Annotated in this window: 22 protein-coding genes; 15 read left to right on the plus strand and 7 right to left on the minus strand. The window is 71.2% G+C overall.

The window, feature by feature from the left end:
* Positions 1-27: 27 nt before the first annotated feature.
* Positions 28-294, minus strand: a complete 267-nt coding sequence (locus OG490_RS02730; RefSeq protein ID WP_330294658.1) for a StsA-related sactipeptide RiPP — start codon at positions 292-294, stop codon at positions 28-30.
* 322 nt (positions 295-616) lie between these two features.
* Between OG490_RS02730 and OG490_RS02735 the strand changes: the two genes are divergently transcribed.
* The 8 genes from OG490_RS02735 (at position 617) to OG490_RS02770 (ending at position 8,245) form a co-directional block, all read left to right on the plus strand.
* Positions 617-1,366 (plus strand): AfsR/SARP family transcriptional regulator, encoded by a 750-nt coding sequence (locus OG490_RS02735; RefSeq protein WP_330294659.1) that lies wholly within the window; start codon positions 617-619, stop codon positions 1,364-1,366.
* Between the two features lie 629 nt (positions 1,367-1,995).
* Positions 1,996-2,508, plus strand: a complete 513-nt coding sequence (locus tag OG490_RS02740; RefSeq protein WP_330294660.1) for an XRE family transcriptional regulator — start codon at positions 1,996-1,998, stop codon at positions 2,506-2,508.
* A gap of 179 nt (positions 2,509-2,687) precedes the next feature.
* Positions 2,688-3,380: a hypothetical protein gene (locus OG490_RS02745; RefSeq protein ID WP_330294661.1), complete on the plus strand. Its 693-nt coding sequence runs from the start codon at positions 2,688-2,690 to the stop codon at positions 3,378-3,380.
* A 1-nt stretch (position 3,381) separates the two neighbouring features.
* A complete protein-coding gene (locus tag OG490_RS02750) occupies positions 3,382-4,551 on the plus strand; it encodes an MAB_1171c family putative transporter (RefSeq protein ID WP_330294662.1) in 1,170 nt (389 codons plus the stop codon).
* Positions 4,548-5,144 carry a hypothetical protein gene (locus OG490_RS02755; RefSeq protein ID WP_330294663.1) on the plus strand — a complete coding sequence of 199 codons (597 nt, stop codon included), beginning with the start codon at positions 4,548-4,550 and terminating at the stop codon, positions 5,142-5,144. The genes OG490_RS02750 and OG490_RS02755 overlap by 4 nt, the downstream gene beginning before the upstream one ends.
* 34 nt (positions 5,145-5,178) lie before the next feature.
* Complete coding sequence (locus OG490_RS02760) at positions 5,179-5,640, plus strand: GNAT family N-acetyltransferase (protein ID WP_330294664.1); 462 nt, start codon at positions 5,179-5,181, stop codon at positions 5,638-5,640.
* A 196-nt stretch (positions 5,641-5,836) separates the two neighbouring features.
* Entirely contained in the window at positions 5,837-7,018 is a 1,182-nt protein-coding gene (locus tag OG490_RS02765; protein WP_330294665.1) for a hypothetical protein, read from the plus strand.
* A 174-nt stretch (positions 7,019-7,192) separates the two neighbouring features.
* Positions 7,193-8,245, plus strand: a complete 1,053-nt coding sequence (locus tag OG490_RS02770; protein ID WP_330294666.1) for an FUSC family protein — start codon at positions 7,193-7,195, stop codon at positions 8,243-8,245.
* Positions 8,246-8,257: 12 nt separating this feature from the next.
* On the opposite strand, the gene OG490_RS02775 is transcribed toward OG490_RS02770, so the two are convergent.
* Positions 8,258-8,863, minus strand: coding sequence for a sigma-70 family RNA polymerase sigma factor (locus tag OG490_RS02775; protein WP_330294667.1), 606 nt, complete (start codon positions 8,861-8,863; stop codon positions 8,258-8,260).
* Positions 8,864-8,939: 76 nt separating this feature from the next.
* Between OG490_RS02775 and OG490_RS02780 the strand changes: the two genes are divergently transcribed.
* Both OG490_RS02780 and OG490_RS02785 read left to right on the plus strand, forming a co-directional pair.
* Positions 8,940-9,770 carry an alpha/beta fold hydrolase gene (locus OG490_RS02780; RefSeq protein WP_330294668.1) on the plus strand — a complete coding sequence of 277 codons (831 nt, stop codon included), beginning with the start codon at positions 8,940-8,942 and terminating at the stop codon, positions 9,768-9,770.
* A 536-nt stretch (positions 9,771-10,306) separates the two neighbouring features.
* On the plus strand, positions 10,307-10,810 hold the full coding sequence (locus OG490_RS02785) for a nucleoside deaminase (protein ID WP_330294669.1): 504 nt from the start codon (positions 10,307-10,309) through the stop codon (positions 10,808-10,810).
* A 188-nt stretch (positions 10,811-10,998) separates the two neighbouring features.
* On the opposite strand, the gene xdhC is transcribed toward OG490_RS02785, so the two are convergent.
* The 3 genes from xdhC to OG490_RS02800 are packed head-to-tail and all read right to left on the minus strand — an operon-like array spanning position 10,999 to position 15,675.
* The gene (xdhC, locus tag OG490_RS02790) at positions 10,999-11,811 is read right to left on the minus strand and encodes a xanthine dehydrogenase accessory protein XdhC (RefSeq protein WP_330300749.1); all 813 of its coding nucleotides are present in this window, start codon (positions 11,809-11,811) and stop codon (positions 10,999-11,001) included.
* Position 11,812: 1 nt separating this feature from the next.
* A complete protein-coding gene (gene xdhB, locus OG490_RS02795; protein ID WP_330294670.1) occupies positions 11,813-14,215 on the minus strand; it encodes a xanthine dehydrogenase molybdopterin binding subunit in 2,403 nt (800 codons plus the stop codon).
* A complete protein-coding gene (locus OG490_RS02800; RefSeq protein ID WP_330294671.1) occupies positions 14,212-15,675 on the minus strand; it encodes a xanthine dehydrogenase small subunit in 1,464 nt (487 codons plus the stop codon). The genes xdhB and OG490_RS02800 overlap by 4 nt, the downstream gene beginning before the upstream one ends.
* A 649-nt stretch (positions 15,676-16,324) precedes the next feature.
* Here OG490_RS02800 and OG490_RS02805 point away from each other — a divergent pair.
* Positions 16,325-17,422 (plus strand): DoxX family protein, encoded by a 1,098-nt coding sequence (locus OG490_RS02805; RefSeq protein ID WP_330294672.1) that lies wholly within the window; start codon positions 16,325-16,327, stop codon positions 17,420-17,422.
* Positions 17,423-17,838: 416 nt separating this feature from the next.
* Positions 17,839-19,914 carry an elongation factor G gene (fusA, locus tag OG490_RS02810; protein WP_330294673.1) on the plus strand — a complete coding sequence of 692 codons (2,076 nt, stop codon included), beginning with the start codon at positions 17,839-17,841 and terminating at the stop codon, positions 19,912-19,914.
* Between the two features lie 72 nt (positions 19,915-19,986).
* Here fusA and OG490_RS02815 read toward each other — a convergent pair whose 3' ends face one another.
* Positions 19,987-20,601, minus strand: a complete 615-nt coding sequence (locus tag OG490_RS02815; RefSeq protein ID WP_330294674.1) for a hypothetical protein — start codon at positions 20,599-20,601, stop codon at positions 19,987-19,989.
* A gap of 153 nt (positions 20,602-20,754) precedes the next feature.
* Here OG490_RS02815 and OG490_RS02820 point away from each other — a divergent pair, with 153 nt between their 5' ends.
* The gene (locus OG490_RS02820) at positions 20,755-21,261 is read left to right on the plus strand and encodes a pyridoxamine 5'-phosphate oxidase family protein (protein ID WP_330294675.1); all 507 of its coding nucleotides are present in this window, start codon (positions 20,755-20,757) and stop codon (positions 21,259-21,261) included.
* Positions 21,262-21,562: 301 nt separating this feature from the next.
* Here OG490_RS02820 and cynR read toward each other — a convergent pair whose 3' ends face one another.
* Entirely contained in the window at positions 21,563-22,474 is a 912-nt protein-coding gene (gene cynR / locus OG490_RS02825) for a transcriptional regulator CynR (protein ID WP_330294676.1), read from the minus strand.
* A 124-nt stretch (positions 22,475-22,598) separates the two neighbouring features.
* Between cynR and OG490_RS02830 the strand changes: the two genes are divergently transcribed.
* Both OG490_RS02830 and cynS read left to right on the plus strand, forming a co-directional pair.
* On the plus strand, positions 22,599-23,198 hold the full coding sequence (locus tag OG490_RS02830; RefSeq protein WP_330294677.1) for a carbonic anhydrase: 600 nt from the start codon (positions 22,599-22,601) through the stop codon (positions 23,196-23,198).
* Between the two features lie 74 nt (positions 23,199-23,272).
* Positions 23,273-23,743 carry a cyanase gene (gene cynS, locus OG490_RS02835; RefSeq protein WP_330294678.1) on the plus strand — a complete coding sequence of 157 codons (471 nt, stop codon included), beginning with the start codon at positions 23,273-23,275 and terminating at the stop codon, positions 23,741-23,743.
* Positions 23,744-23,754: the final 11 nt, after the last annotated feature.

Consider the following 23,754-nt stretch of genomic DNA (forward strand, 5'->3'; position numbering starts at 1 on the left):
GTCGGGCCCCGCCCGTGAACTGTCTTGCTACTGAGCCGCGTTGCCGGATCCGGACCAGACGCCGCAGGCACACAGCATCGCGGCGTCGAAGCCCTCCTTCGTGGCCTCGGGCGAGGACCACTCCTGGGAGTGCGCGGCCACGTCGGGGAGGATCGCCGCGAGGCGGGTCTTGGTGGAGATGAGGACGTGGGTCTCCTCGGCAGTCAAGCTCGAGTAGAACTCTTCGAGCGCGGGCGCCATGGTGCCGCCGATGACGCCGGCGGCACGGAGTGCCTCCAGGGAGTTGAAGGACATGTCTTCCACCTTTCGCAGTTCCGATCGATCGGGGATGCACCGAGACTGCTCGCGGCGGATCGGCGAAACAACCCCACGAATGTGGGTTGTGCGGGAAGGGGCACCGGGACATACGCGCGCGGACGAGCCGTGGTTCGGGGGGGAGTTCAGAGCGGCTTGAACCGGCCACTCGGGGGTGTTGACGGTCTCCATGCCGTGCCTCACGCTCATACCACAGCACTTGTGAAGCTCATGTGAATTGCACGGGGATATCGGCACCGGAGACATCAACGACACACCCAGTCGGCGGGCCAACGACCCGTCGGACGAACCGAGAGGTGCGATGAATCCCACAGGCTCCGGCATCGTGCACATATCGCTGTTGCCAGGCTTTGTCTGCCGCACGGACCAGCGGGTCGCCGATCTCAGCGACATCCAGCAGCGCCTCGTGGCGGCCCTGGTGCTCAGCGACCGCCCGATGGGGCGCGGCGAACTCGCCGCCCGGCTGTGGCCCGACGTCCCACCCGCCCGAGCGGGGGCGCGATTACGCCAAACTTTGTGGCGGTTGAACCAGGCCACGGCCGGAGCCGTGGTGCGGGCCTCGAACACCATGATCACCCTGGCCGACGAGGTGGAGGTGGACTACCGGACGGTGTCCGCTCTGGTCTCCGCCGTATCGCGGGCCGGCGGGGCGGTGCGGGGCGACAGTCCGCCGCACGCGTGGAGTCTGCTCCGCCACCCGCTCCTGTACAGCTGGGACCACGACTGGCTCGTGCCGTTCCAGGAGAAGTGGAAGCTGCAGCGCGTCCAAACGCTGGAGCGGCTTGCCGAAACGTTCCTGCGGCACCGGCAGCACTCCGCGGCACTCGAACTGGCCGACGCGGCGGCCCAGGCCGACCCCCTGCGGGAGGGCCCTCGGCGCATCGCCATCCAGTCGTGCCTCTCCGTCGGCGAGGTGGCCGACGCCCACCGCCGGTACCGCCTCTACCGGGAGCTCCTCGTGTCGGAGCTGGACGTGGCACCGAGCGGCGCCATCCCGCAGCTCCTGAGACAGGACCGCGACCGCCAGCTCGCCCTGACGACGGAGTACTGACCACCGCTCCACCACGGCACCGCTCCACCACGGGATCGCTCCACGGCAGCACCGCTCCGCCCCGCCAGCACGGCACCGGCCCGCCGCCCCGTGCGCGGCGCACCGGCCCCGTCGGCACACCGGCCCCACAGGCGGGCCTTCGCCGGCCGCGGGCTGAGGACCCCCGTACCTCAGCCCGCGGCCGGGAGGGGTGGACTCCCGGCGAACCGTGCCACCCCCCGTCGGGGAGGCGTTTCGCCGTCTCGGGGGCATCGCACCCCCGGGCAACGGCCTTGCCGAGGAGGCCCGGTGCCGCGAAGGCACCGTGACCGCCTCTCCCCCGTGTCCGTCTCGCCCATCAGCTTCGGCATTCAGCCCGCTAGACGTGAACCGTCGAGCAGGTGAGTGCCACTTCATCTAGTGGGCTAGATGGCTGAATGAAGATACGTCGCCGGGCACGGGCCCTGTCAAGGGAACTGCTGGGTAATCATGCGGCGGCGTGGCGTGGGTCACTTTCGCGGACGCCCGCTAGCCGGGTAGACGCAATTCGTTGGACAGTGTGGCGGCATCCATCTAGTTCGGTAGACAATGAGGGTGGTGGTTCAGCAGTGAACTACGAGATCCGGCAGTAGACAGGAGCAGTGACGGTGATGGGTGAGGAAACCCCCACCGGCCGCCGAGACACCATGGGCGACCGCCTCGGCTTCTTGATCGAGACGATCCACCCGGCGGGCCGCGGCCCGTACACGTACCAAGAGATCGCCGACGGCACGAAGAAGCTGACCGGCCCCTCCGTTTCGCACGGCACGGTCCAGACCATCCGGCTGAACAACAACCCGAACCCCGGTATCGACTCGATCCGCGCGATCGCCAACTTCTTCGGCGTCACCGTCGGATACCTCGCCGACGGCGAGAACGCCGAAGCGATCGAGCAGCGGATCGAGGAGCGGATCACGCGGCTGCGCGAGGAGATGGGCAGGGCGGCGGCCGCCGACGAGTTCGCCCAGGTCCTCGAGGACGAGGAGGTCAAGGCCGCGGCCTTCCGCCTCAGCGGGCTGTCCGCCGGGTCCATGCGGTCCGTCACCGGCCTGATCAAGCAGCTCCGGAAGGCCGAAGGGCTGCCGGACGTGAAGCCGCGCCGTCGCCGGCGCAAGGAGACCTGAGGCGCGAATCAGTCACACGGTCTGTACGAACAAGGGTCTTTCGGCCGGTCGGTACGGCCCCTGTCGGCCACACGCGCGCTTCCCGTTACTCTCAAAACCGATCGGGAGTGCGAAGCGGCCGCAAGACACGGCCTGTTGAGCCTCACGCCGGTGGGAGCCCACGCGCGGGAAGGACGGCTATGCGGTGGTGGAAGCGTGCCGATGCGCAGTGCGCCGCCGTCGCGGACCAGCTCGTCATCCCCCAGCCGTTCGACCTCGAGGTCTTCTGCGCGGGCATAGCCGAGCAGCGGGGCCGGCCGCTGATCCTGCTGCCTCTCGACGGTCCGCCCGACCCGGCCCTGCCGTGCGGGATCTGGCTCGGACTGGAGGTCGCCGACCTCGTCTTCTACGACGCCGTCGCGGCCGAGATCCTCAAGGTGCAGATCGTCCTCCACGAGATCTCCCACATGCTGCTCGGCCACGTCGCCCCCGAGCTCGACGTGCCGCAGCAGCCGTCGGAGCTCGAGATCGCCCGTGCCTCCGAGCACTTCCAGCGCCTCCTGACCCGTACCCAGACGGCCGTCTCCGGCCTTGACGGGCCCGAACTCCCGGTGGCTTCGGTGATCCGCGCCGAGGCGGCCCGGATCAGGAGCATGGCCCGCACGAGCGAATCGATCGACGAGGAACTCGGCCTCGACATCGAGCGCCTGGCGCACCTCATGGGGCGGAGCAAGTTCGCCAGCCCGCAGGAGCGACAGGCCGAGACCCTGGCCACGCTCATCCACGAACGCGCCGGCCGCTATACGACGCAGTCGACCTCCAGCGAGGCCGAGGACCGTCTCGCGCGCCTCCATGACGCCCTCGGGCACCCCGTTCGAAACACTTGGTCGTGAAGTGAAACATCTCGAGATCGCCGTCTTGATCATGCTGTGGACGGTGACCGTCTGGCGCCTCCCCTCAGCCGTCCGAACCGCCAAGCAGCGGGCTCTGTGGACGGCGTTCGCCGCCCTGACCCTCTCCATGACCCTCCGCCTCCCCGGCGTGATAATCGGCCTGGACGCCCGGGCGGGGGTCAACAACCTCTCCACCCTCGTCAAACACTGGCTGGGCATGATCGCGGCCGGCGCGGTCGTCGAATTCGTCGTCGCCATCGCCCGGCCGGAGACCGGCCGCCGGCTGCGGGCCCGCCACTACGCGGCCCTGACCGCGATGACGGTCATGGCGGTGCTCTTCGTCTTCCTCGTCCCGCGCCCCCGCGAAGCGACCGACTTCTTCGAGGAGCACGCGGGCCACGGCTGGGCCACCGTCTACTACCTCGTCTTCGTCGTCTACCTCGGCATCGCCATGGCCACCGCCACCTGGCTCTTCTGGGGCAGCGCGCGGCACGCCAGTGCCCGATGGCTCCGGACCGGCGTACGCCTCATGGGCATCGGAACCGCCGTCGGAGTCCTCTACACCCTGGTACGGGCCGGGTACATGACCAGTCGCCTCGCGGGCCTCACCGACGGCAGCAGCGACGTGCCGGTCGACAACGCAACCGATGCCCTGAAGTACGTGGCGATCGGCTTCATCCTCGTCGGAAGCAGCATCCCCGCCTTCGGCGTGGCCTGGCGGACCGTCCAGGACGGCCGTCACCACCGCCGGCTCCAGCCGCTCTGGCAGGACCTCACCGCCGTCACCCCCGACATCGTCCTCAAGGCCGGGCTGCTGCGCGGCCCCCGCCTGCGGCTGTACCGGCGGGTGATCGAGATCCGCGACGCGGCCCTGGCCCTGGACGCCTACGCCGCCGGCGAGATCCGCGAGCGGGCGCGAACCGCCGCGCGGCAGGCGGGATTCGACCCCGATACCAGCCCGGCGGCCGAAGCCCTCTGGATCCGGGCGGCGCGCGAGACCAAGGGGCGCGGCGCCCCGCCCGTCGCGAGCACGCGCAAGCCCGGCACCGACGGGATCGACGACCTCGACTTCACCACCGAGGTGCACAGGCTCATCCAGCTCGCCCGGGTCTACCACTCCCCGCTGGCCGACGACTTCCTCCACTCGACCACGCGGGAGACCACGGCGTGACGACCACCACCACCCTGCCCGGCGAATCCCGGACCGCACGCCTGCTCACCGACGGGCTCGACCCCAAGACCTGGATCATCGCCGACACCCTCCTCATCGGATGGCACACCGGACGCCTCGCCGGGATCGGATGGGGGCTCCTCGGCTGCCTGTTCGCCGCGGTCATTCCGCTGGCCTTCATCAAGCACGGCATCCGCCGGGGCCGATGGACCGACCGGCACGCCGGGCAGCGGCACCAGCGCATCATCGTGCTGGCCTTCGTCATCGGCTCGGTGACCACCGGCATCCTGCTGCTGTGGACCTTCGGCGCCCCGCGGGCCATGATCGCGCTGATCGCGGCCATGCTGGCCACCCTCGCGGCCCTCCTCGCGGTGACCCCGGTCTGGAAGATCAGCGTGCACGCGGCCGTGTCCGGCGGAAGCGTCGCCATGCTCGCCATGACCTACGGGTCCTGGGCGCTCCTGGCCTGTCCGCTGGTCGCGGCCGTCGGCTGGTCCCGGGTGGAGCTGAGGGACCACACCGCCGCCCAGGTCGTCGTGGGCACGGCCGTGGGCACGGCCGTCGCGGCCGCCGCCTTCGGGCTTATTCGCTAGCGAAGCCCGGCCGGCGTCTGCGATCCTCCGCACCGTGAACAGTGATGATCTTGTACTCCGGCGTGCGGAGGACTCCGACGCCATCGAGCTGGCCGACGTATGGCTGCGCTCCTTCTCCGCCGCGCTGCCGAGCGTGCGCCGCGCGCACGACGACGACGCGGTGCGGGACTGGTTCCGCTTCGTGGTCGTGCCCGAGCGCGAGACCTGGGTGGCCCTCGTGCAGGGCGCCGTGGCGGGGCTGTTGGTGCTCGACGGCGGGGATCTGGAGCAGCTCTACCTCGCCCCCTCGTGGCGCGGCCGAGGGCTGGGTGACCGGTTCATCGCCCTGGCCAAGCAACAGCGGCCGAACGGGCTGGAGTTGTGGACCTTCCAGGTCAACGGGGCGGCGCAGCGCTTCTACGAGCGGCACGGCTTCGTCGCGGTCGAGCGGACCGACGGGCTGCGCAACGAGGAGCAGGAGCCGGACATCCGCTACGTCTGGCCGGCTCCGGAGTAGCCCGGGGGCGGGGGGACCGTGCCACTGCGACCACCCCAAGGTCAACTTCTGCGGCGGCAGCGGTACCGTCGACCTGCTCGCGGACATCGCGGGCTGCTTCGTCGAGTGAACCGAGTTCCGAAGGCGGGGGTTTCCCGGACATGGTCCGGGGGACCCCCGCCGGGCTGTCCGGCCGGTTGATCCAGGGGTGGGGAACATGGGAAAGAACGACAACCACGAAGACAGCGGCGGACCGACCGTCTCCGAAGAGGACTGGGCCCGGTTCATGGAGGACGCCGCGTCGGGCGCGGGGGAAGCCCCCAAGGAGCCTTCCGCCCGGGCCCGGATGGTCACCGAGCGGCTGCGCCGCGAGGAGGAGCAGCGTGCCAAGGCGGCGAAGAAGCGCCGGGGCCGCGCCCCGGCCGAGCCGCCCGGCTGGCGGACGGGTCCCGCCTGGCAGGAGATGCAGGGGCGGGGGAAGACCAAGCGGCGGCTCAAGGCCACGGCGGCCATCGTCTTCGTCGCGGCCCTCGCCCTGATAGCCATCCGGCCCGAGCTGGTCATCGACAAGGTGACCGGCAAGGCCGCGCAGGACGCCAAGTCCCGGCAGCCGCTGCCCGCGGAGACCGTGGCGCCGACCAGTGCGCCCTCCGTGGTGTACCCCGACCAGCCGACGCTCCGGGAGCCCTTCAAGGGATCCCCCGCCGTGCAGTGGGCCGACGGGGCGGCCGGGATCGAGGTTCCGGAGGCACAGGCCGTCGGCGCCGTGTCCAAGGACAAGGTCGCCGCCACGCTGGAGAAGGCCAAGCAGTTCCTCGTAGCCGCCAACCTGGACCGCGCGACCCTGTCCGGGGCGCGGCCGACGGCGGCTCTGGCGCTGCTCGATCCGAAGATGGACGAGTACATGGCCGATGTCGAGGAGGGTCTGAGCCACCCGTCGGAGAAGAAGGACCCGCTCACCCTCTTCAGCCGGGTCGACCCCGCCCAGCTGAAGCTCGTGGGTGACGTGGTCAAGGTCCGCGGCCGGATGTGGGCGGAAGCCGGCAGCAAGGCCGGTCAGGTGGAGGTGAAGGCGGACTACACCTTCGTCTACCCGCTCGTGAAGGCGAAGCCGGGTTCGGAGCAGGTCGCACGGACCATCGTGCGGCGCGAGATCACCTTCTCCATCGTCGACCCCCGCAAGTGGGAGACGACCGCCGGCACCCTGTGGGTCGCGGCGACCAACCGGAGCATCGGCAACAGCGCCTGTGAGCTCAACGACGGCTTCTTCCACCCGCGTTTCGACGATGACGCGCCCACCGGGCCCACCCCGTCCGGAACGCCGGTGGACCCGTACGACCGCACGGGAACGCTCGCCGACGGTACGGCGACGGGCTGCGGCGCGCTGTCGCGTTCCTGACCCGGCGGGCAGCACGGAGGCAGCGCGGGGGCCGTCACCGAGTGCGGTGACGGCCCGGCCGTGACATGCCGCTCCTCGGCGTAATGGGGGTGGCGGACCCTTCGGCGGTCGCAGGCTGTCCTCGTTGGCCGCGCCGCGCCCGGCAGCGGAACGAGGAAGAGGGAAGAAACGCGGATGAGCGGCAGCGTGGAACCCGTCCGGCCACGACGCGCCGACCGGGTCCGCGAGATCGTGTCCGCGGAGGGCCCCGCGGCCGCGCGCATCGTGGTCACCGTCGCCGTCGCCTGGCAGGTCGCGCTGTGGCTGGGCGCCGACCAGCCGCCGGTCTACGCGGCGATCGTTCCCCTGGTCGCCCTTCGCAGCGATCCCATGACCGCCGTGGGGGCCTCGCTGCAGCGGGTGCTGGGCGTGGTCGCCGGGGTGCTGCTGGGGATGGCGGTCCTGGCCGTACTGCACCTCTCGACCGCCGCACTGGCCCTGGTGGTGGCCCTGGGCCTGGGCCTGGGCATGGCCCTGCGGGCCGGTGGAGGGCTCAACATCCAGGTGGCGGCCTCCTCCCTGCTGGTCTTCGCGAGCGACTCACCCGACTCCTACGCCTTCCACCGGGTCTGGGAGACCGGGGCCGGGGCGGTGGTCACGGTCCTGCTGGCCCCGCTGCTGTGGCCCGCCGACCCGGTCCGCGTGCTGTCGCGCATCGCCGACGACTGCCGTACGCACCTCGTACACGCCCTCAGGGGCACGGTGGCGGTCCTGGGCACCGATCCGGCCGCCGCGCGCGACAACCTGACGCTCGTGGGCTCCCACACCGAGGCGGTACGGGCCGCGGCCGCCCGGGCCCGGCAGGCCGAGCAGGCCATCCGCTTCAATCCCCTGCACCGGCGCGACCGCGATGCCGTACGGCTGCTGGCCCGGGCCGTCGCCACCGCCGACGCCCTTGCCGTCCACGTGTCGACCCTGGCCCGGGAGGTGGCCGTGTTCACCGGGAGGGAGGACCTCGCCCCCGTCCTGGCCCGCTCCACGGACCGGCTGCCCGTCGTGGTGTCCGCCACCGTGCGGGCCATCGGGCAGACGCTGGGCGGAGCGGACCCCCGGGACGCGGTGACCGGGGCCCGCACCGAGCTGGCCGCCTACGCCCACGAGGATCCCCGGCCCGCGGCCGTGGCCCTGCGGCGTCCGTTCCAGCTGATCCTGGACGACCTGGAGCCGCCGGCCCTGCCGGGTGCCTGACAGCCCTCCGGCTCAGGCACCGCCCAGTGCGTCGCGCTGCATCCGGTGGGCGATGGAGCGGCGTACGGACGCGGACCCGGACGGGGTGGCGCCGCCTTTCGGGGGAAGGTCGAGACCGCGGCCGATCCGGTCGTACGCGGCCTGATGGCCACCGGGCAGTTCTGCCCGGTGCCGCCGCAGGTCCTCTTCGACGAGGCGTCGCAACGCGTCGACGGTCTGCGGTGAGAACCGCTTCTTCCCCCGGGCGAGCGCGCTGACCCAGTCGGTGCAGGCCGCGCTCTCGCGGAAGGTCTCCGAGAGCTCCTCGGCCAGGCCCCACAGCCGTCCTTCGAGCCAGGGGACGTCCGACTGGTCGAGGGAGAGCCCCATCGGAGGCTGCGGGTCCTCGGTCCGGTACTTCGCCATCTGCTTGGACACGGCCGGCTGGCTCATGTCGGTGAGTTGCGCGATGCGCTCCTGGGTCCAGCCGAGATCCGCGAACACCTTGATCATTTCGGCGCGGAGCTTCCGCATCTCCTCGCCCGCGCGGATCACCTCGTTCATTCCGGCGAGCATCCGCCGGGCCTGTTCTTCGGTCAGGGTCCCGGAGATCCGGTGCACGCTCTCTTCGCCAGCCATAACCCCGTTATACACCACGACACCTCCCTGCATAACCTGGTTGTACAACCCGGTTATGCGTGGCAGGATCCAGGCCATGCCCACCTTCTCCGCCCCTGACGGCACCCAGCTCTCGTACCGCGTGACCGGCCACGGCGACCCCGTCGTCTGCATCCCCGGAGGCCCCGCGGACTCCCAGTACCTCGGCGACCTCGGCGGCCTGTCCGCGCACCGCCGGCTGATCGTGCTGGACCTTCGCGGCACCGGCCGGTCCGCGGTTCCCGACGACCCCTCCTCCTACCGCTGCGACCGACTGGTCGACGACGTGGAGGCACTGCGCGAGCACCTCGGCCTCCCCCTGATGGACCTGCTGGGCCACTCCGCCGGTACGAACATCGCGGCGCAGTACGCGGCCCGGTATCCGCAGAGGATCAGCAGGCTCGCCCTGATCGGCCCCGGGGGCCGGGCCGTCGGCGTGACGGTCCCGGCGGAGGCGCGGCGGGAAGCCGCACGGCTCCGGCGCGACGAGCCGTGGTTCCCGACGGCCTTCGCCGCCCTGCAGGCGATCACCGAGGGCACGGGCAGCGACTGGGAAGCGGTCGCACCCTTCTTCTGCGGCCGATGGGACGCCGCGGCACAGCAGCACTTCAAGTCCAGCCAGCCGGAGAATCCACAAGCCGCCGCCCTCTTCGCCGCCGAGGGCGCCTTCACCCCGGAGGCCACCCGAGCGGCGCTCTCCGCCTGCGGGGCCCCCGTCCTGCTGCTCACCGGGGAGTTCGACCTGAACAGCCCGCCGGCGGCGGCGGCCGCGTTCGCGGACGTGTTCCCCGACGCCACCCTCGTGGTGCAACCTGGAGGGGGCCACTACCCGTGGATCGACGATCCCGACCTGTTCGCGGCGACCGCGGCGGCCTTCCTTCGCGACTGAGCGTGTCGGTGCGATCACCCAATAAAAAGTTCGCACTTGCGATGTTTCCCGCCACGGTGGCGGGATTCGATACCCCGACTCGTCCGTTTTGGCACACGGCCACAGGCCCCGCAGGGCAACCCTGCACGGGGTTGCCCCAGTTCGACGGGGAGCAGAGCGGGATCCCGCCTTTCGTGCGACTCTACAAGAGGGGCCAGCTGACCAGGCAATTCCTTTAGCGTTTCGGTGACTTTCCCCGGCGGGTCGGGACGGATGTACTTGCGCTTATCCGGATTAACAGCGCGTGAACGAGACCTTGAAGGGACAGTGGAGGTTTCCTGATGACCATCCAGACTCCCTCCGCCCTCGCCTCGACGTCACCGGAACGCGCTGTCGGCGCCCTGTCGGGCCGATCTCCCGCGAATGCCGCCGACCGGGCCGAGCCCGAGGCGGCACCCACGGATCCCCGCTTGTTGCCCCGAGCGCTCTGCCCCTGCGGGACTCCGCACGGGCAGAGCATTCGGGGAGTCCCCACCGTTTGTTATAGAGGAGAGACCATGACCGCGCACACCCAGGAGAAGAGCATCCAGGAGCTCGAGCGCACCTGGATGGACGAGGCCATCGGCCTTGCCACCACCAGTGTCCTGAACGGTGGCGGTCCGTTCGGCGCACTGATCGCGAAGGACGGCGAAATCGTCGCGATCGGGAACAACAACGTGACGTCGAACCTGGACCCGACGGCGCACGGCGAGGTAACCGCGATCCGCGCCGCCTGTCAGAAGCTGGGCAGCTTCTCGCTCGAAGGCTGCGTCCTGGTCACCTCGTGCGAGCCCTGCCCGATGTGTCTCTCCTCGGCGCTGTGGGCGCGCGTCGACCGGATCATCTTCGCCGCCGACCGCGACGACGCCGCGGTGGCCGGCTTCGACGACCGCAAGTTCTACGACCTCTTCGAGACCCGCCCCTCGGAGCAGTGGCCGGTGAAGATCGAGCGGATCGAGATGCCGAACCGCAACGCGCCGTTCGACGCGTGGGTCGCCAAGACGGACCGCATCGACTACTGACGACCGCTCGTACGAGCGGATGGGGGGCTGCCTCGTGGCAGCCCCCCTTTTTTGTGCCTTCGGGATCCCGGTGCCGAGACCGACACCGGCACCGATGCCGGGATCCCGGTGCCGTACCGACGCCAAAAGGGTGCCCCGCATGCGAGCCAACGCATGCGGGGCACCCTTGTGTGATCCGGGCGGACCGGTCAGCAGTCACCCTCGGCTTCGAAGGTGCGCAGCAGGTCGCCGGCGACGCTCACGGCGATCGTCGCGGGCTCCTTGCCGGTGATGTCGGCCAGCCCGATCGGGGTCTTGATCCGATCGATGGTGGCGTCGTCGTGACCGCCCTCGGTGGACAGGCGCTTACGGAACCTGACCCACTTGGCCGCCGACCCGATCAGCCCGATGGAGCCGAGATGGGTCGTGCGCAGAGCGGCGTCGCACAGGGCGGCGTCCTCGGCGTGGTCATGGGTCATGATCAGGATGTGGGTGCCGCGCGGCAGCTCCTCCAGCACCTCCTCGGGCAGCAGCGGCGTGTGGTGCACGTGCACCTGCGCCACCGCGTCCGAGAGCACATCCAGCCGCTCCTTGGTGAGCATGTCGGCGCGGGTGTCGATCAGGTGGAGATCGAGGTCCTGACGCGCCAGGATGCGCGCCAGTTCCAGACCGACGTGTCCTATGCCGAACACCGCCACGGCCCGTACCACCGGCAGGGGCTCGAGCAGTACCGAGACCGTTCCGCCGCAGCACTGCACGCCGTGCTGGTTGGTCACTTTGTCGTTCAGGGCGAAATCCATCAGTTCCGGCTCGGCCTTGCCCGCTTCGATCATCTCCCGGGCCCGGTCGATCGCGACGGCCTCGACGTTGCCTCCGCCGATCGAGCCCCAGGTCTCGCCCTGCCCCACCACCAGCTTCGCACCGGCGTCGCGCGGGGCATGGCCGCGCACGGTCGCGACGGTCACCAGCACGCCGGACTCCCGACGTGCCCGCAACCGCGCGACCGCGGCGATCCAGGTCATGTCAGACACCGCTCAACGCTGCTGCGTCGGTGCGGACCACACCGTTGTCGGCGTGAGCGTTCTGGTCGGCGGCGCTGCGGCGGACCTCTTCGATCGCCCAGTACACCGCTTCCGGCGTCGCCGGCGCGGCCAGTTCCACGCTGATCCCGCTCGGCCCGAACGCGCCGGCTGCCTGGCGCAGCGCCTCTCGCACCGAGAAGGCCAGCATCAGCGGAGGCTCACCCACGGCCTTGGAGCCGAACACGGCGCCCTCTTCGTGGGCGTTCTGCATCAGCGTGACGTTGAACTCCTCGGGCATCTCCGAGAAGCTCGGGAGCTTGTAGGTGCTCGCCGCCTGCGTCAGCAGTCGACCGCGGTTCGGGCCGTCGGTGGCGTCCCAGCGCATGTCCTCCAGGGTCAGCCAGCCCGCGCCCTGCACGAAGCCGCCCTCGACCTGACCGATGTCGATCATCGGGGAGAGGCTGTCGCCGACGTCGTGGACGATGTCCACCCGGCGGATGCGGTACTTGCCGGTGAAGCCGTCCACTTCCACCTCGGTCGCGGCAGCGCCGTAGGAGAAGTACTTGAACGGGGAGCCGTGGAACGCCTTCGCGTCCCAGTGCAGCCCCTCGGTGCGGTAGAAACCGGCCGCCGAGAGCTGGACGCGCTGGAAGTACGCGGCGCGCACCAGGTCGTCCCAGGCCAGTTCCTTGTCGCTGCCGAGGACCCGTGCGACGCCCTCGACGATGCGCACGTCCGAGGCGTTTCCGCCGAGCAGGGTGCCGGCCACCTGACGCAGCCGCTCAGTGAGCTGCTCACAGGCGTTCTTCACCGCCGCGCCGTTCAGGTCCGCGCCGGAGCTCGCCGCGGTGGCGGAGGTGTTGGGCACCTTGTCCGTCCGCGTCGGGGCGAGGCGCACCTTGTTCAGCGGGATGCCCAGGGCCGTCGCGGCCACCTGCAGCATCTTGGTGTGCAGGCCCTGGCCCATTTCGGTGCCGCCGTGCGTGATCAGGACGGAGCCGTCCTTGTAGATCAGCACGAGGGCGCCGGCCTGGTTGAAGGCCGTGAGGTTGAAGGAGATGCCGAACTTGATCCCGCTGATCGCGAGCGCCCGCTTGGTGTTCGGGTGCGCGGCGTTGAAGGCCGCGATCTCGCGCTTGCGGTCGGCGATGCCGGCGTCGGCGTGGACCTGGTCCCAGATGGCGGAGATCCGCTCGGCCTGGGGGACCGGCTGCCCGTACGGCGTCGACTGGCCCTGGCCGGGCTGGTAGAAGTTGCGTTCCCGCAGCTCGGACGGGTCCAGGTCGAGGAGCGGTGCGCACCGGCCCAGGATGTCCTCGATCACCAGCATGCCCTGCGGACCGCCGAAGCCGCGGAACGCGGTGTTGGAGGTCTTGTTGGTCTTGGCGATGCGGCCGGCGACCCGGGCGTTGGGGATCCAGTAGGTGTTGTCGATGTGGCAGAGCGCACGGGCGACAACCGGCTCGGACAGGTCCAGGCTCCAGCCGCCGTCCCCGGTCAGGGTGGCGTCCAGGGCCTGGATGCGGCCCTCGGCGTCGAAGCCGATCTTCCACGAGGCATGGAAGCCGTGGCGCTTGCCCGACATCGTCAGGTCCTGCGTCCGGTTGAGCCGGACGCGGACGGGCCGGCCGGTCAGCAGGGCACCGAGCGCGGCGACGGCCGCGAACCCGTGCGGCTGCATCTCCTTGCCGCCGAAGCCGCCGCCCATCCGCAGGCACTGCACGGTGACCTCGTGGCTGTGCAGGCCGAGGACGTGCGCGACGATCTCCTGGGTCTCCGAGGGGTGCTGGGTGCTGCTCTGGATGAACAGCTGCCCGTTCTCGTCGAAGAGGGCCAGCGCGGCGTGCGTCTCGAGGTAGAAGTGCTCCTGGTCGGAGAACTGGAACTCGCCGGTGAACACGTGCGCGGAGTCGGCGAAGCCGGCGTCGATGTCGCCGGCCACCATCAGGGGGCGGGCGCCGTGGAAGCTCTCGGCCGCGATCGCCTCCTTCACGGTGATGATGGAGGGCAGCTCTTCGAGCTCCACCTCCACGGCCTCCGCACCGAGGCGGGCCGCTTCCAGGGTCTCACCGAGCACCCAGGCGACCGCGTGACCGTAGAACATCACGTGGTCGGGGAAGAGCGGCTCGTCGTGCTTGATGCCGGCGTCGTTGACGCCGGGCACGTCGGCGCCGGTCAGCACGCGGACCACGCCGGGCACGGCGAGCGCGGGCTCGGTGCGCAGGGCGGTGATCCGGCCGTGGGCCTTCATGACCTGGACCGGGTAGGCGTGCAGCACGTCCTTGGTCCGGTAGACCAGGTCGTCGGTGTACAGCGCGGTGCCGGTGACGTGCAGGGTGGCGCTCTCGTGCGGCATGGAGATGCCGACGACAGGCTTTTCGGGGAGCTCTGACAGATGACTCATGACGACACCGCCTCGGTGGTTTCAGCGTGCAGCTTCAGCAGGCTCTGGCCCAGCATCGCGGAGCGGTAGAGGGCGCTGGCGCGGTGATCGCTCATCGGCGTGCCCTCACCCCGCAGCTCGCGGGCCGCGGCCTCGGCGGTCTCCCGCGTCCACGGCTTGCCCTCCAGGGCGGCCTCGGTGGACAGGGCGCGGATCGGGGTGGCGGCCACGCCGCCCAGACCGATGCGGGCCTTGCGGACGATGCCGTCCTCGATGTCGAGCGCGAAAGCGACCGCGACGCTGGAGATGTCGTCGAAGCGCCGCTTGGCGATCTTGTGGAAGCCGGTGACCGTCGACAGCGGCAGCGGAACGCGCACGGCGCGGATCAGCTCGCCGGGACGGCGCACGCTCTGGCGGTAGCCGGTGAAGTAGTCCGCGAGGGGCACCTCGCGCTCGCCGTCGGCGTCGGCCAGCACCAGCGAGGCCTCGAGCGCCAGCAGCACCGGCGGGCTGTCACCGATGGGAGAGCCGGTACCCAGGTTGCCACCGAGGGTGGCGCTGTTGCGGATGAGCCGGGAGGCGAACTGCGGGAACAGCTCCGCCAGCAGCGGAACGCTGCCGTCGAGGCGGCGCTCGATCTCGGTGAGGGTCTGCGCCGCACCGATCAGGACGTGGTCGGACTCGACGCGCAGCTCACGCAGCTCGGGCAGGCGGTCGACCGCGATCACGTACTTCGCGCGGCGGGAGCGGATGTTCACCTCCACACCCCAGTCGGTGCTGCCGGCGACGATCTGCGCGTCGGGCCGCTCGCGGAGCAGCTGCGCGGCCTCGGCCAGGGTGGCGGGGCGCACGAAGGTGCTGTCGTCCTGCGTGTACTGCGTCTCGGCCGGAGCCGGCGGGGCCTCGTCGCGGCGCTGCGCCAGGACGTCGTCCTCTTCGGGGGAACCGACGGCGTACGCGGCATCGCGGATCGGGCGGTAGCCGGTGCAACGGCACAGGTTTCCGCTCAGCGAGTGCAGGTCGAAGCCGTTCGGACCGTGCTCGGGGTCGGCGTGGTCCGCCGGCTCCTCGTGTGCGCAGCGGTCCGGCCGGTAGTACTCGGAGGCCATGCTGCAGATGAAGCCCGGGGTGCAGTAGCCGCACTGGGAGCCGCCGCGGACGGCCATCTCCTGCTGTACGGGGTGCAGCTCGGTCGGCTTGCCGGTTTCGTCGACGGTGGCGAGGCCTTCGGAGGTGATGACCTCCTGGCCGTCGAGCGAGGCGACCGGGACCAGGCAGGCGTTGACCGCCACCCAGTCGGTCGGCTTGTTCACGCCGGGACGGGCCACCATGATCGAGCAGGCGCCGCACTCACCCTCGGCGCAGCCCTCCTTGGTGCCGGTCAGGCCGCGGTCGCGCAGGAAATCCAGCACCGTGGCGTGGGGGGACGCCGGTGCAATCGGCGTTTCTTTTCCATTGACCGTGATGCGCGCCGCTACCATGGCACGTCCTCATTTCGACGCACAGTGGATCGGACTATCTTAGTAGCCATTTCAGGAGCTTTCTATTTCGGTGACTCAGCTCGAGAACCCGGAGCGCAACAAAACAGGGCGCAACGACGTGCCTAAGCGGTGGTGGAGACGCAAAGATGCCCGGGGCCACAAAAAAGGGCACACCGGGAGGGGGGCTGTTCAGCAGCCGTGTGCGACACGACCCGGAGCCCAGGCGACCTGGTGAGCGAGGCGAAGCAGCTCGGAGATGGTGAACATCCGACTTCGCCTCCTTCAGTTCCACAGGTTGTTGAGCTCGAATTTACGTTGCCGCAGTACATCGGTCAAGCCAATCCTGGGTCGATCCCCTGAAGGCCGACCACTCCGCGCCGTAAGTCTTCGTATGCGCAACCAGTCGCGCCACACCTGCCCCACCACTTGACCCCTTCCGCCCCGGGCCCCGTCGGGCCGCCCGGCGCCGCCTGGCACCGCTCCGGCGCTTCCCGGCCCCGCCCCGGCAGTTTTCAGCCAGGGGGAACCTGCCCTTCCGGGGCTGTGACGGGGGTCACAGGGAACGTTCGGGCCGACGGGTTCCTCTCCTGTGTGACAGCGCCGGCACCTCGGACGGAGGCCCCATGAGAACCACCCGTAGGTCGTGACGATGACAAGACCTTCCACGGCTGCGGAGCCGACGCCCCGCACCGATCCCGCACGCACCGAACCCTCCCGCACCGATCCCGCACGCCTCGGCACCCTGGTCCGCGCCGCTCAGGCCGGTGACGTGATCGCGATGCAGGAGCTACTGGCGATGCCGGCGCCCTACGTCGGACGGCTCGCCGACCCGCCCGCGCCCGGCGATCCGCAGCTGGCCGCCGACATCCGCGACGTACTCGACCGGCTGACCCCGGAGCACCGCGCGGTGCTGACCTTCCTCGGCGGATTCCGCTTCCCCGGCACGCGGCTGCTGCGGCCCGCGTTGCGGCCTCTCGGCGAGCAGTACGGCCGATGGTCCTGCGTCGGCTGCGCGGCCGCCTCGACATCGCCTGAGGGCCCCCTGACGCCTGCCCTGCCCCTCCCCTCCCCTCCCCTCCCCTCCCCTCCCCTCCCCTCCCGCTCATTCCGCGATCCGCGTATGGAGAACCCTGTGAAGCGCTATGCCTTCGCAGCCCTGTGGGCTGCCCTTCTCGTGCAGTTGATCTGGTCCGTCGGACACCGTCCGGACACCTTCGGCATCACGGTGATGGCCGTGCTCGGCGGATTCGCCGCACTGCACGGCCGGTGGCCGTGGCTGGCCGTGCCCGTCCGGTTCCTGATGGCCGCCGACTTCCTCCTGTCGGTCGGCGACCGCTTCGGCGCCTTCGGCCCGCCCGGAACCCCGGGCTCCCCCTGGGGGGACTTCGCGCACTTCGTGGCGTACACCCGGGACGTGAGCTCGTTCCTCCCGACCGGCCTGGCGCCCCTCCTGGCGGTGCTGGCCACCGTCGCCGAGACCGCCCTCGCACTCTCGCTCCTGCTCGGGATACGCCTTCGGTACACCGCACTGGGCTCGGCGGGCCTGCTGTTCGCCTTCGGAGTCTCGATGACCCTCTCGCTGCCCGCTGCCGAGCAGTTCCGGTACGGCGTCTTCCTGCTGTGCGCCGGCATGCTCGCGCTGTCCACCACGGACCGGCACGCGTGGAGCGTCGACGGCCTCGTATCCCGGCGCAGGGCCCGGCGCGGGCTACCGGCGCGCCTGCCGGTCGCCGCCGGGACCGAATGAATCACGTGCCCGATAAATCAGCTGCCCCGGGGAACGCCGCTCCCTAGACTCGCCGTGCGCACTGCCGACAGAGCGGCGCGCGCCTCATGCCGAGCGAAGAGAAGGGGAGCCGCGCCATGTGCACACACCGCACCGCACCCTGGGCTCCCCCGTCCCGGTACGACGTGATCCCGGTGTCTCGCAGCGTGCGGTGCCGGCTGCGCGGCCGTCACCGTATGCCCGTGACCCACTCCTAGGTACTGCTCCTCGGCACTCCTGGCGTCCCGTCCCGTCCCCTCCCGCTTCCCCGTACGCCCCTGCCCTGATCGCTTCCGGGCCGGGCGGCGGCGCTGCGGCTGCCCGGGGACGGACGGGGAAGGGTCCGGGGATCGCGCTGCCCTCTTCTTGCTCTGCATTTCTGTCGAAAGGCCCGGGCCATGCGCGCCAACGGTCGACCCCTCACCACCACCGCCTCCCCCACCGCCGTCCGCAATCTGGGCATCCTCGCCCACGTCGACGCCGGCAAGACCACCATCACCGAACGCGTCCTGTTCGCGACCGGTGCCATCCACAAGCGGGGCGAGGTTCACGACGGAACGACCGTCACCGACTTCGACGCCCAGGAACGCGACCGCGGCATCACCATCTTCGCCGCGGCCGTCAGCTGCACCTGGGGCGGACACCGCGTCAACCTGATCGACACCCCGGGCCACGTCGACTTCTCCGACGAGGTCGAGCGCTCCCTGCGCGTCCTGGACGGGGCGGTCGCGGTGTTCGACGCCGTCGCCGGTGTCGAGCCGCAGAGCGAGACGGTGTGGCGGCAGGCCGACCGGCACGGAGTGCCGCGGATCGCGTTCGTCAACAAGCTGGACCGGGCGGGCGCCGACCTCGACACGGCCGTCGCCTCCCTGCGCGAGCGCCTGGGCGCCGTACCCCTGGTGGTACAGCTGCCCATCGGCGCGCAGGACTCCTTCCGCGGCGTCGTCGACCTGCTGCGGATGCGCTCGCTGCACTGGCACGCCGGCGCCGACACCTACGAGGAGGGGCCCGTGCCCGAGCCGCTGCTCCAGGAGGCGCGGCAGCGGCGCCGTCTCCTCGAGGAGACGGTGGCGGGGCTGCACCCGGAGGCGCTGGAGGAGTTCTGCGCCACCGCGGAGCTGTCGGAGCGGACCCTGGTGCGCGCCCTGCGGGAGCTGACCCTGCGCGGGGAGGGGCTGGTCGTGCTGTGCGGCTCGGCGTACCGCAACCGCGGGATCGAGCCCCTGCTGGACGCCGTCCTGGCGTACCTGCCCTCGCCCGCCGACATGCCGCCCGTACGGGGCACGGCCGACGGCGTGGATCAGGAGCGGTCCCCCGATCCGGCGGAGCCGTTCGCGGCGCTCGCCTTCAAGGTGACGGCGACGGCGACCGGGCGGCTCACCTACCTACGGGTCTACGCGGGCACCCTGCGCAAGGGCGCGACCGTACTGGACGCCGCCACGGGCCGTACGGAGCGGGTGGGGCGGATCCTGCGGGTCCAGGCGGACCGGCACGAGGAACGGGAGGCGGCGGTGGCCGGTGACATCGTCGCCGTGGTCGGGCTGAAGGCGGCCCGGGCGGGCACGACCCTGTGCGCGCCGGGGGCCCCGCTGGTCCTGGAGCCGCCCTCGGTGGCCGATCCGGTGGTGTCCGTGGCGGTCGAGGCGCGTCGCAGCACCGACACCGGCCGGCTTTCGGCGGCCCTGGCGCGGCTGGCCGAGGAGGATCCCTCGCTGGTGGTGCGGTCGGACGCGGAAACCGGCCAGACCGTGCTGTCGGGGTTGGGCGAGCTGCATCTGGAGGTCGCGGTGGAGAAGCTCCGCAGCGGCCACGGGGTGGAGGTCGCTGTCGGCCGGCCGCAGGTCTCGTACCGGGAGACCGTCGTGCGCGGGGTGAGCGGCCTGGTCCACCGGCACGTCAAGCAGGACGGTGGTGCGGGCCAGTTCGCCCATGTCGTCCTCGATGTCGAGCCGCTGGCGGAGGCGACCTTCGAGTTCCGCTCGACGGTCGTCGGCGGCCGCGTTCCGCAGGAGTACGCGCGGGCCGTCGAGGCCGGCTGCCGGGATGCGCTCGCCGAGGGCCCGATCGGCGGGTTCCCGGTGACGGGGCTGCGGGTCACGCTCACCGACGGGGCGACCCACTCCAAGGACTCCTCGGAGATGGCCTTCCGCGCGGCGGGCCGGTTCGGGCTGCGCGAGGCCCTGCGCCGGAGCGCGATGGAGCTCCTGGAACCGCTCGTCGAGGTCACGGTGACGGTTCCGCAGGACGGCGTAGGCGGCGTCCTGGGTGATCTCGCGGCCCGCCGCGGCCGGGTCCAGGGGTCCACGGCCGAGGCCGGGACCGCGGTGATCACGGCGACCGTGCCGCTGGCCGAGCTCTTCGGGTACGCGTCCCGGTTGCGCGGCCGGACCCAGGGCCGGGGCACCTTCACCACCCGGCCGGCCGGTCTCGCGCCGGTCCCGGCCTCGGTCGCTGGAGCCCTGCCGCTCCGGTGACCGCCCGGGGCTCCGCGCGGCGCCCCGGCCTGCCCCGCCCCCGCCCTCGGAGGCGGGGCGGGCCCGGGCGCCCTACCCGGCGGCGCTGCCGCCGGAGGCCGTGGCGGCCGAGGGGGCCCGCCGGGACCGGGCCCGGTCCCGGAACCAGGCCGCTACCCCGACCAGCAGGGCCGCACCCACCCCGTACACCGGCAGCCAGAGGGTGGTCGTGGCCGCCAGGCACTCGGCGACGGCCCTGCCGGCCTGGGCGTCCTGCGCGAAGTCCAGGGCGGCGCCGTCGGCCCCGGCCAGGTCGCCCAGGGCGGCCTTCACCTGGAGGGCCTCGTAGCGGCCCATCAGCTCGCAGGTGTGGCGCGTGCCCGGCATCGGGAACAGCCAGGCCCAGCGCTGCAGGAGCGGCGCGAGGGCGACCGCGACGCACAGGCCGACGACCAGCGCGTACGCGATCAGGCCCCGCATGTACCCCGAGCGGATGTCCGGCGTCCACTGCGCCCGTCGCTGGAAGGCGAGCAGCACCGCGAGGAGCGTCCCCCCGATGAAGGTGGCGAACCACTGCCACGAGCCCTGGGCCAGCGCGAACGTCAATACCGCCGCGAGTCCGATGCCGACGACCCCGGGAGCGGGAAGCTCGTCTCTCGCCGCGACGGCTGGGGGCCCGGGGGTCGCTCGGGGGCCGGGATCGCTCACGGGCCTCTCCTCCAGAGGGGGAAGCACCAGCATCCGCCGCGTCGCACGGCCGCCCCGGGCACCATGCCCTACGGCCCCGGCCCATCCCCCGGATGGCGCGCGGTCCTTAAGCTGGGGTGGTACCGGTAGTGCCTCTTGGAAGGTGGTCCGACCGTGCAGCCGAGCGAGATCACAGAGATCCTGAACCGGCCGATCAGCCGGGAGCTCCTGGCCCGCGACCTGACCCGGCTGGCCTACGTGGCCGAGGACGGCACTCCGCGGGCCGTCCCGATCGCGTTCTTCTGGAACGGCTCGGAGATCGTCATGTGCACTCCGAGGAACGCTCCGAAGCTCCCGGCCCTGCGCGAGAATCCCGCGGTCGCCCTGACCATCGACACCGAGGAGCACCCGCCGAAGATCCTGCTCCTGCGCGGCCGGGCCGAGCTGGTGTTCGCCGAGGGCATTCTGGAGGAGTTCCTGCGGATGAACGGCTCGCACGTGATGACCGCCGAGCAGCGGGTCACGTGGGAGGCCGAGGTCCGCTCGCTCTACGACGGCATGTTCCGGATCGTCGTGACCCCGACGTGGGCGAAGTTGATCGACTTCGAGACGACCCTCCCGACCGCGGTCGAGGAACTGGTGCGGCAGCGGGAGGAACGCAAGGGGCGCCTCGAGCCCTGAGGGACCGGAGGGACCGGAGGGACCCGAGGGACCCGAGGGTCCTGAGGGCGCCTCCGTACGGAGCGCGGGAAGTGGCCCGTTCCGCTGGATCCCGCGCCCCCCACCCCCGTGGGAGGGCTCCGCTCCAGCCGGGACTTCCCGTACTCCGTCCGTGACCCGTTCCGCCGCCCGTACCGTCCGGGAACGATCACCACTCTATGGCCGGAAAGATCGCCGGGACCCTGGCAGCACGCGCCAGCAAGGGGACCGGTCGCGCCACGGGGGACTCTGCGCGCCCCGAAGCCCACGAAGGTGAGGCAGGTCATGCGGGGGTGTAACCGCGGTCGCGGACGTGGTCGCGGGTGAGGTGGGTGAACGCCCGGGCGGCAGCGCTCCGGTAGGCGTTCTCGCGTGCGAGGAGGGCGACGGTTCGGGTGGGCAGGGGCGGTTCCAGGGGGACGGGGGTGAGGTGGGGGTGGTCGTGGGTGATGGCGTCGGGCAGCACGGTCGCGAGGTCCGTGCGCTGGACGATCTCGGTGAGGGTCTGGAGGGAGTTGGCCTCCACTGCGATGCGGGGCCGCACCCCGTGCGCGGCGAAGTAGGCGTCGATATGCCCGCGGGTCGCGAAGTCCCCGCTGAGCAGAGCGAGTTGATGATCAGCCAGGCCTGACACGGGCACGGATGCGGGAACGGGCACGGGTGCCGCGTCCTGCCGGGCGGCGGTGACGAGGCCGAGGGTCTCGGCGTAGAGCGGGGTCGCGGTGATGCCGGGCAGGTGGGGGCCGTGGAAGGCGATGCCCAGGTCGAGTTCGTCGGCGAGGAGCCCGGCTTCGATGCGGTCCTGGGCCATGTCCTTGACCTCCAGGGTGATGCCGGGGTGGCGGGCGTGGAGCTCGGCGGCCAGCGGTCCGACCAGGTAGGCGGTGAACGTCGGTGTCACGGCCAGCCGGAGGTGCCCGCGGGAGAGGTCGGCGACGTCGTGGACGGCCCGTTCGGCTGCGGCGAGGTCACGCAGGGCCCGGCGGGCGTGGTGGACGTAGGTCTCGCCGGCGTCGGTGAGGCGGACGCTGCGGCCGGTGCGGTCCAACAGCTGGACTCCGACGGTGCGTTCCAGCTGCTTGATCTGCTGGGACAGCGTGGGCTGGGAGATGCGCAGGTCTTCGGCGGCGCGGGTGAAGTTGGCGTGTTCGGCGACGGCGAGCAGGTAGCGCAGGTGACGGAGTTCCAGGGCCATGGACTCCACTATAGATGCGATCTATAAGAGGCATGGATATTGCGTCTTGGACACTATAGATGCAGGTCGTGCATGGTGGATCTCGTCGGCCCCACGGGGTCGGCAGCCACCGAAGGGAGTGACCATGCAAGACCTCGCCCAGGGCGTCGCGCAGTTCCGGCGGGACGTCTACCCGACCAAGGCGGGCCTCTTCGCCCACCTGGCGACGACCCACCGCCCCTCCACCCTGTTCATCAGCTGCTCCGACGCCCGTGTCGTGCCGGAACTGATCACCCAGAGCGAGCCGGGCGAGCTGTTCGTCATCCGGACCGCCGGAAACCTGGTGCCCGCCTACACGCCCGGCTCCGACGGGGTGGCGGCCAGCATCGAGTACGCCGTCGCGGTCCTGGGCGTGAGCGAGATCGTGGTGTGCGGGCACTCCGCCTGCGGCGCGATGACCGCCCTCGCCGAGCGGCACGACCTCAGCGGTGCCCCGGCGATCGCCGACTGGCTGCGCCACGCCGACGCCTCCGTCGCCCGTACCGCCGCCGAGTCCGATGTGCGCAAGGTCGACGCCCTGGTACGGGAGAACGTGCGCGCCCAGCTGGCGAATCTGGCCACCCATCCCTCGGTGGCCCGCGCCCTGGCCTCGAACGCGGTCGCCCTGCGCGGCTGGGTCTACGACATTCCCGCGGGCAGCGTCGAGGAGCTCGACACCGCCCGCCCGGCCGTCCCCGCGGCCTGACCCACCGACTCCCTCCCCCTCCCCCTCCCTCATCCCCTCCCGGGGTGAGTGGCGTACCGAAAGGAAGCCCTCTCATGGTGCACGCCCAGTTCGACAACACCGCCCGTCAGGTCCTGGCCGCCAAGGCCGTCGACTCCAAGATCCGCAAGGACCTGACCTGGCAGGAGATCGCCGACGCCGCGGGGCTGTCGGTCGCCTTCGTCACCGCCGCCGTCCTCGGTCAGCACCCGCTGCCCAAGGCCTCGGCCGAGGCCGTGGCCGGTCTCCTGGACCTGGACGCCGAAGACGCGATGGTGCTGCAGACCATCCCGATGCGCGGCTCCGTCCCCGGCTCCGTCCCCACCGACCCGACGATCTACCGCTTCTACGAGATGCTCCAGGTCTACGGCACCACCCTCAAGGCACTGGTGCACGAGCAGCTCGGTGACGGGATCATCTCCGCGATCAACTTCAAGCTGGACGTGAAGAAGGTCGCCGACCCCGACGGCGGCGAGCGCGCGGTCATCACGCTGGACGGCAAGTACCTGCCGACCAAGCCCTTCTGATCGGCCACGCC

The sequence above is a fragment of the Streptomyces sp. NBC_00503 genome (genome assembly GCF_036346895.1).
Classification (GTDB): Bacteria; Actinomycetota; Actinomycetes; order Streptomycetales; family Streptomycetaceae; genus Streptomyces.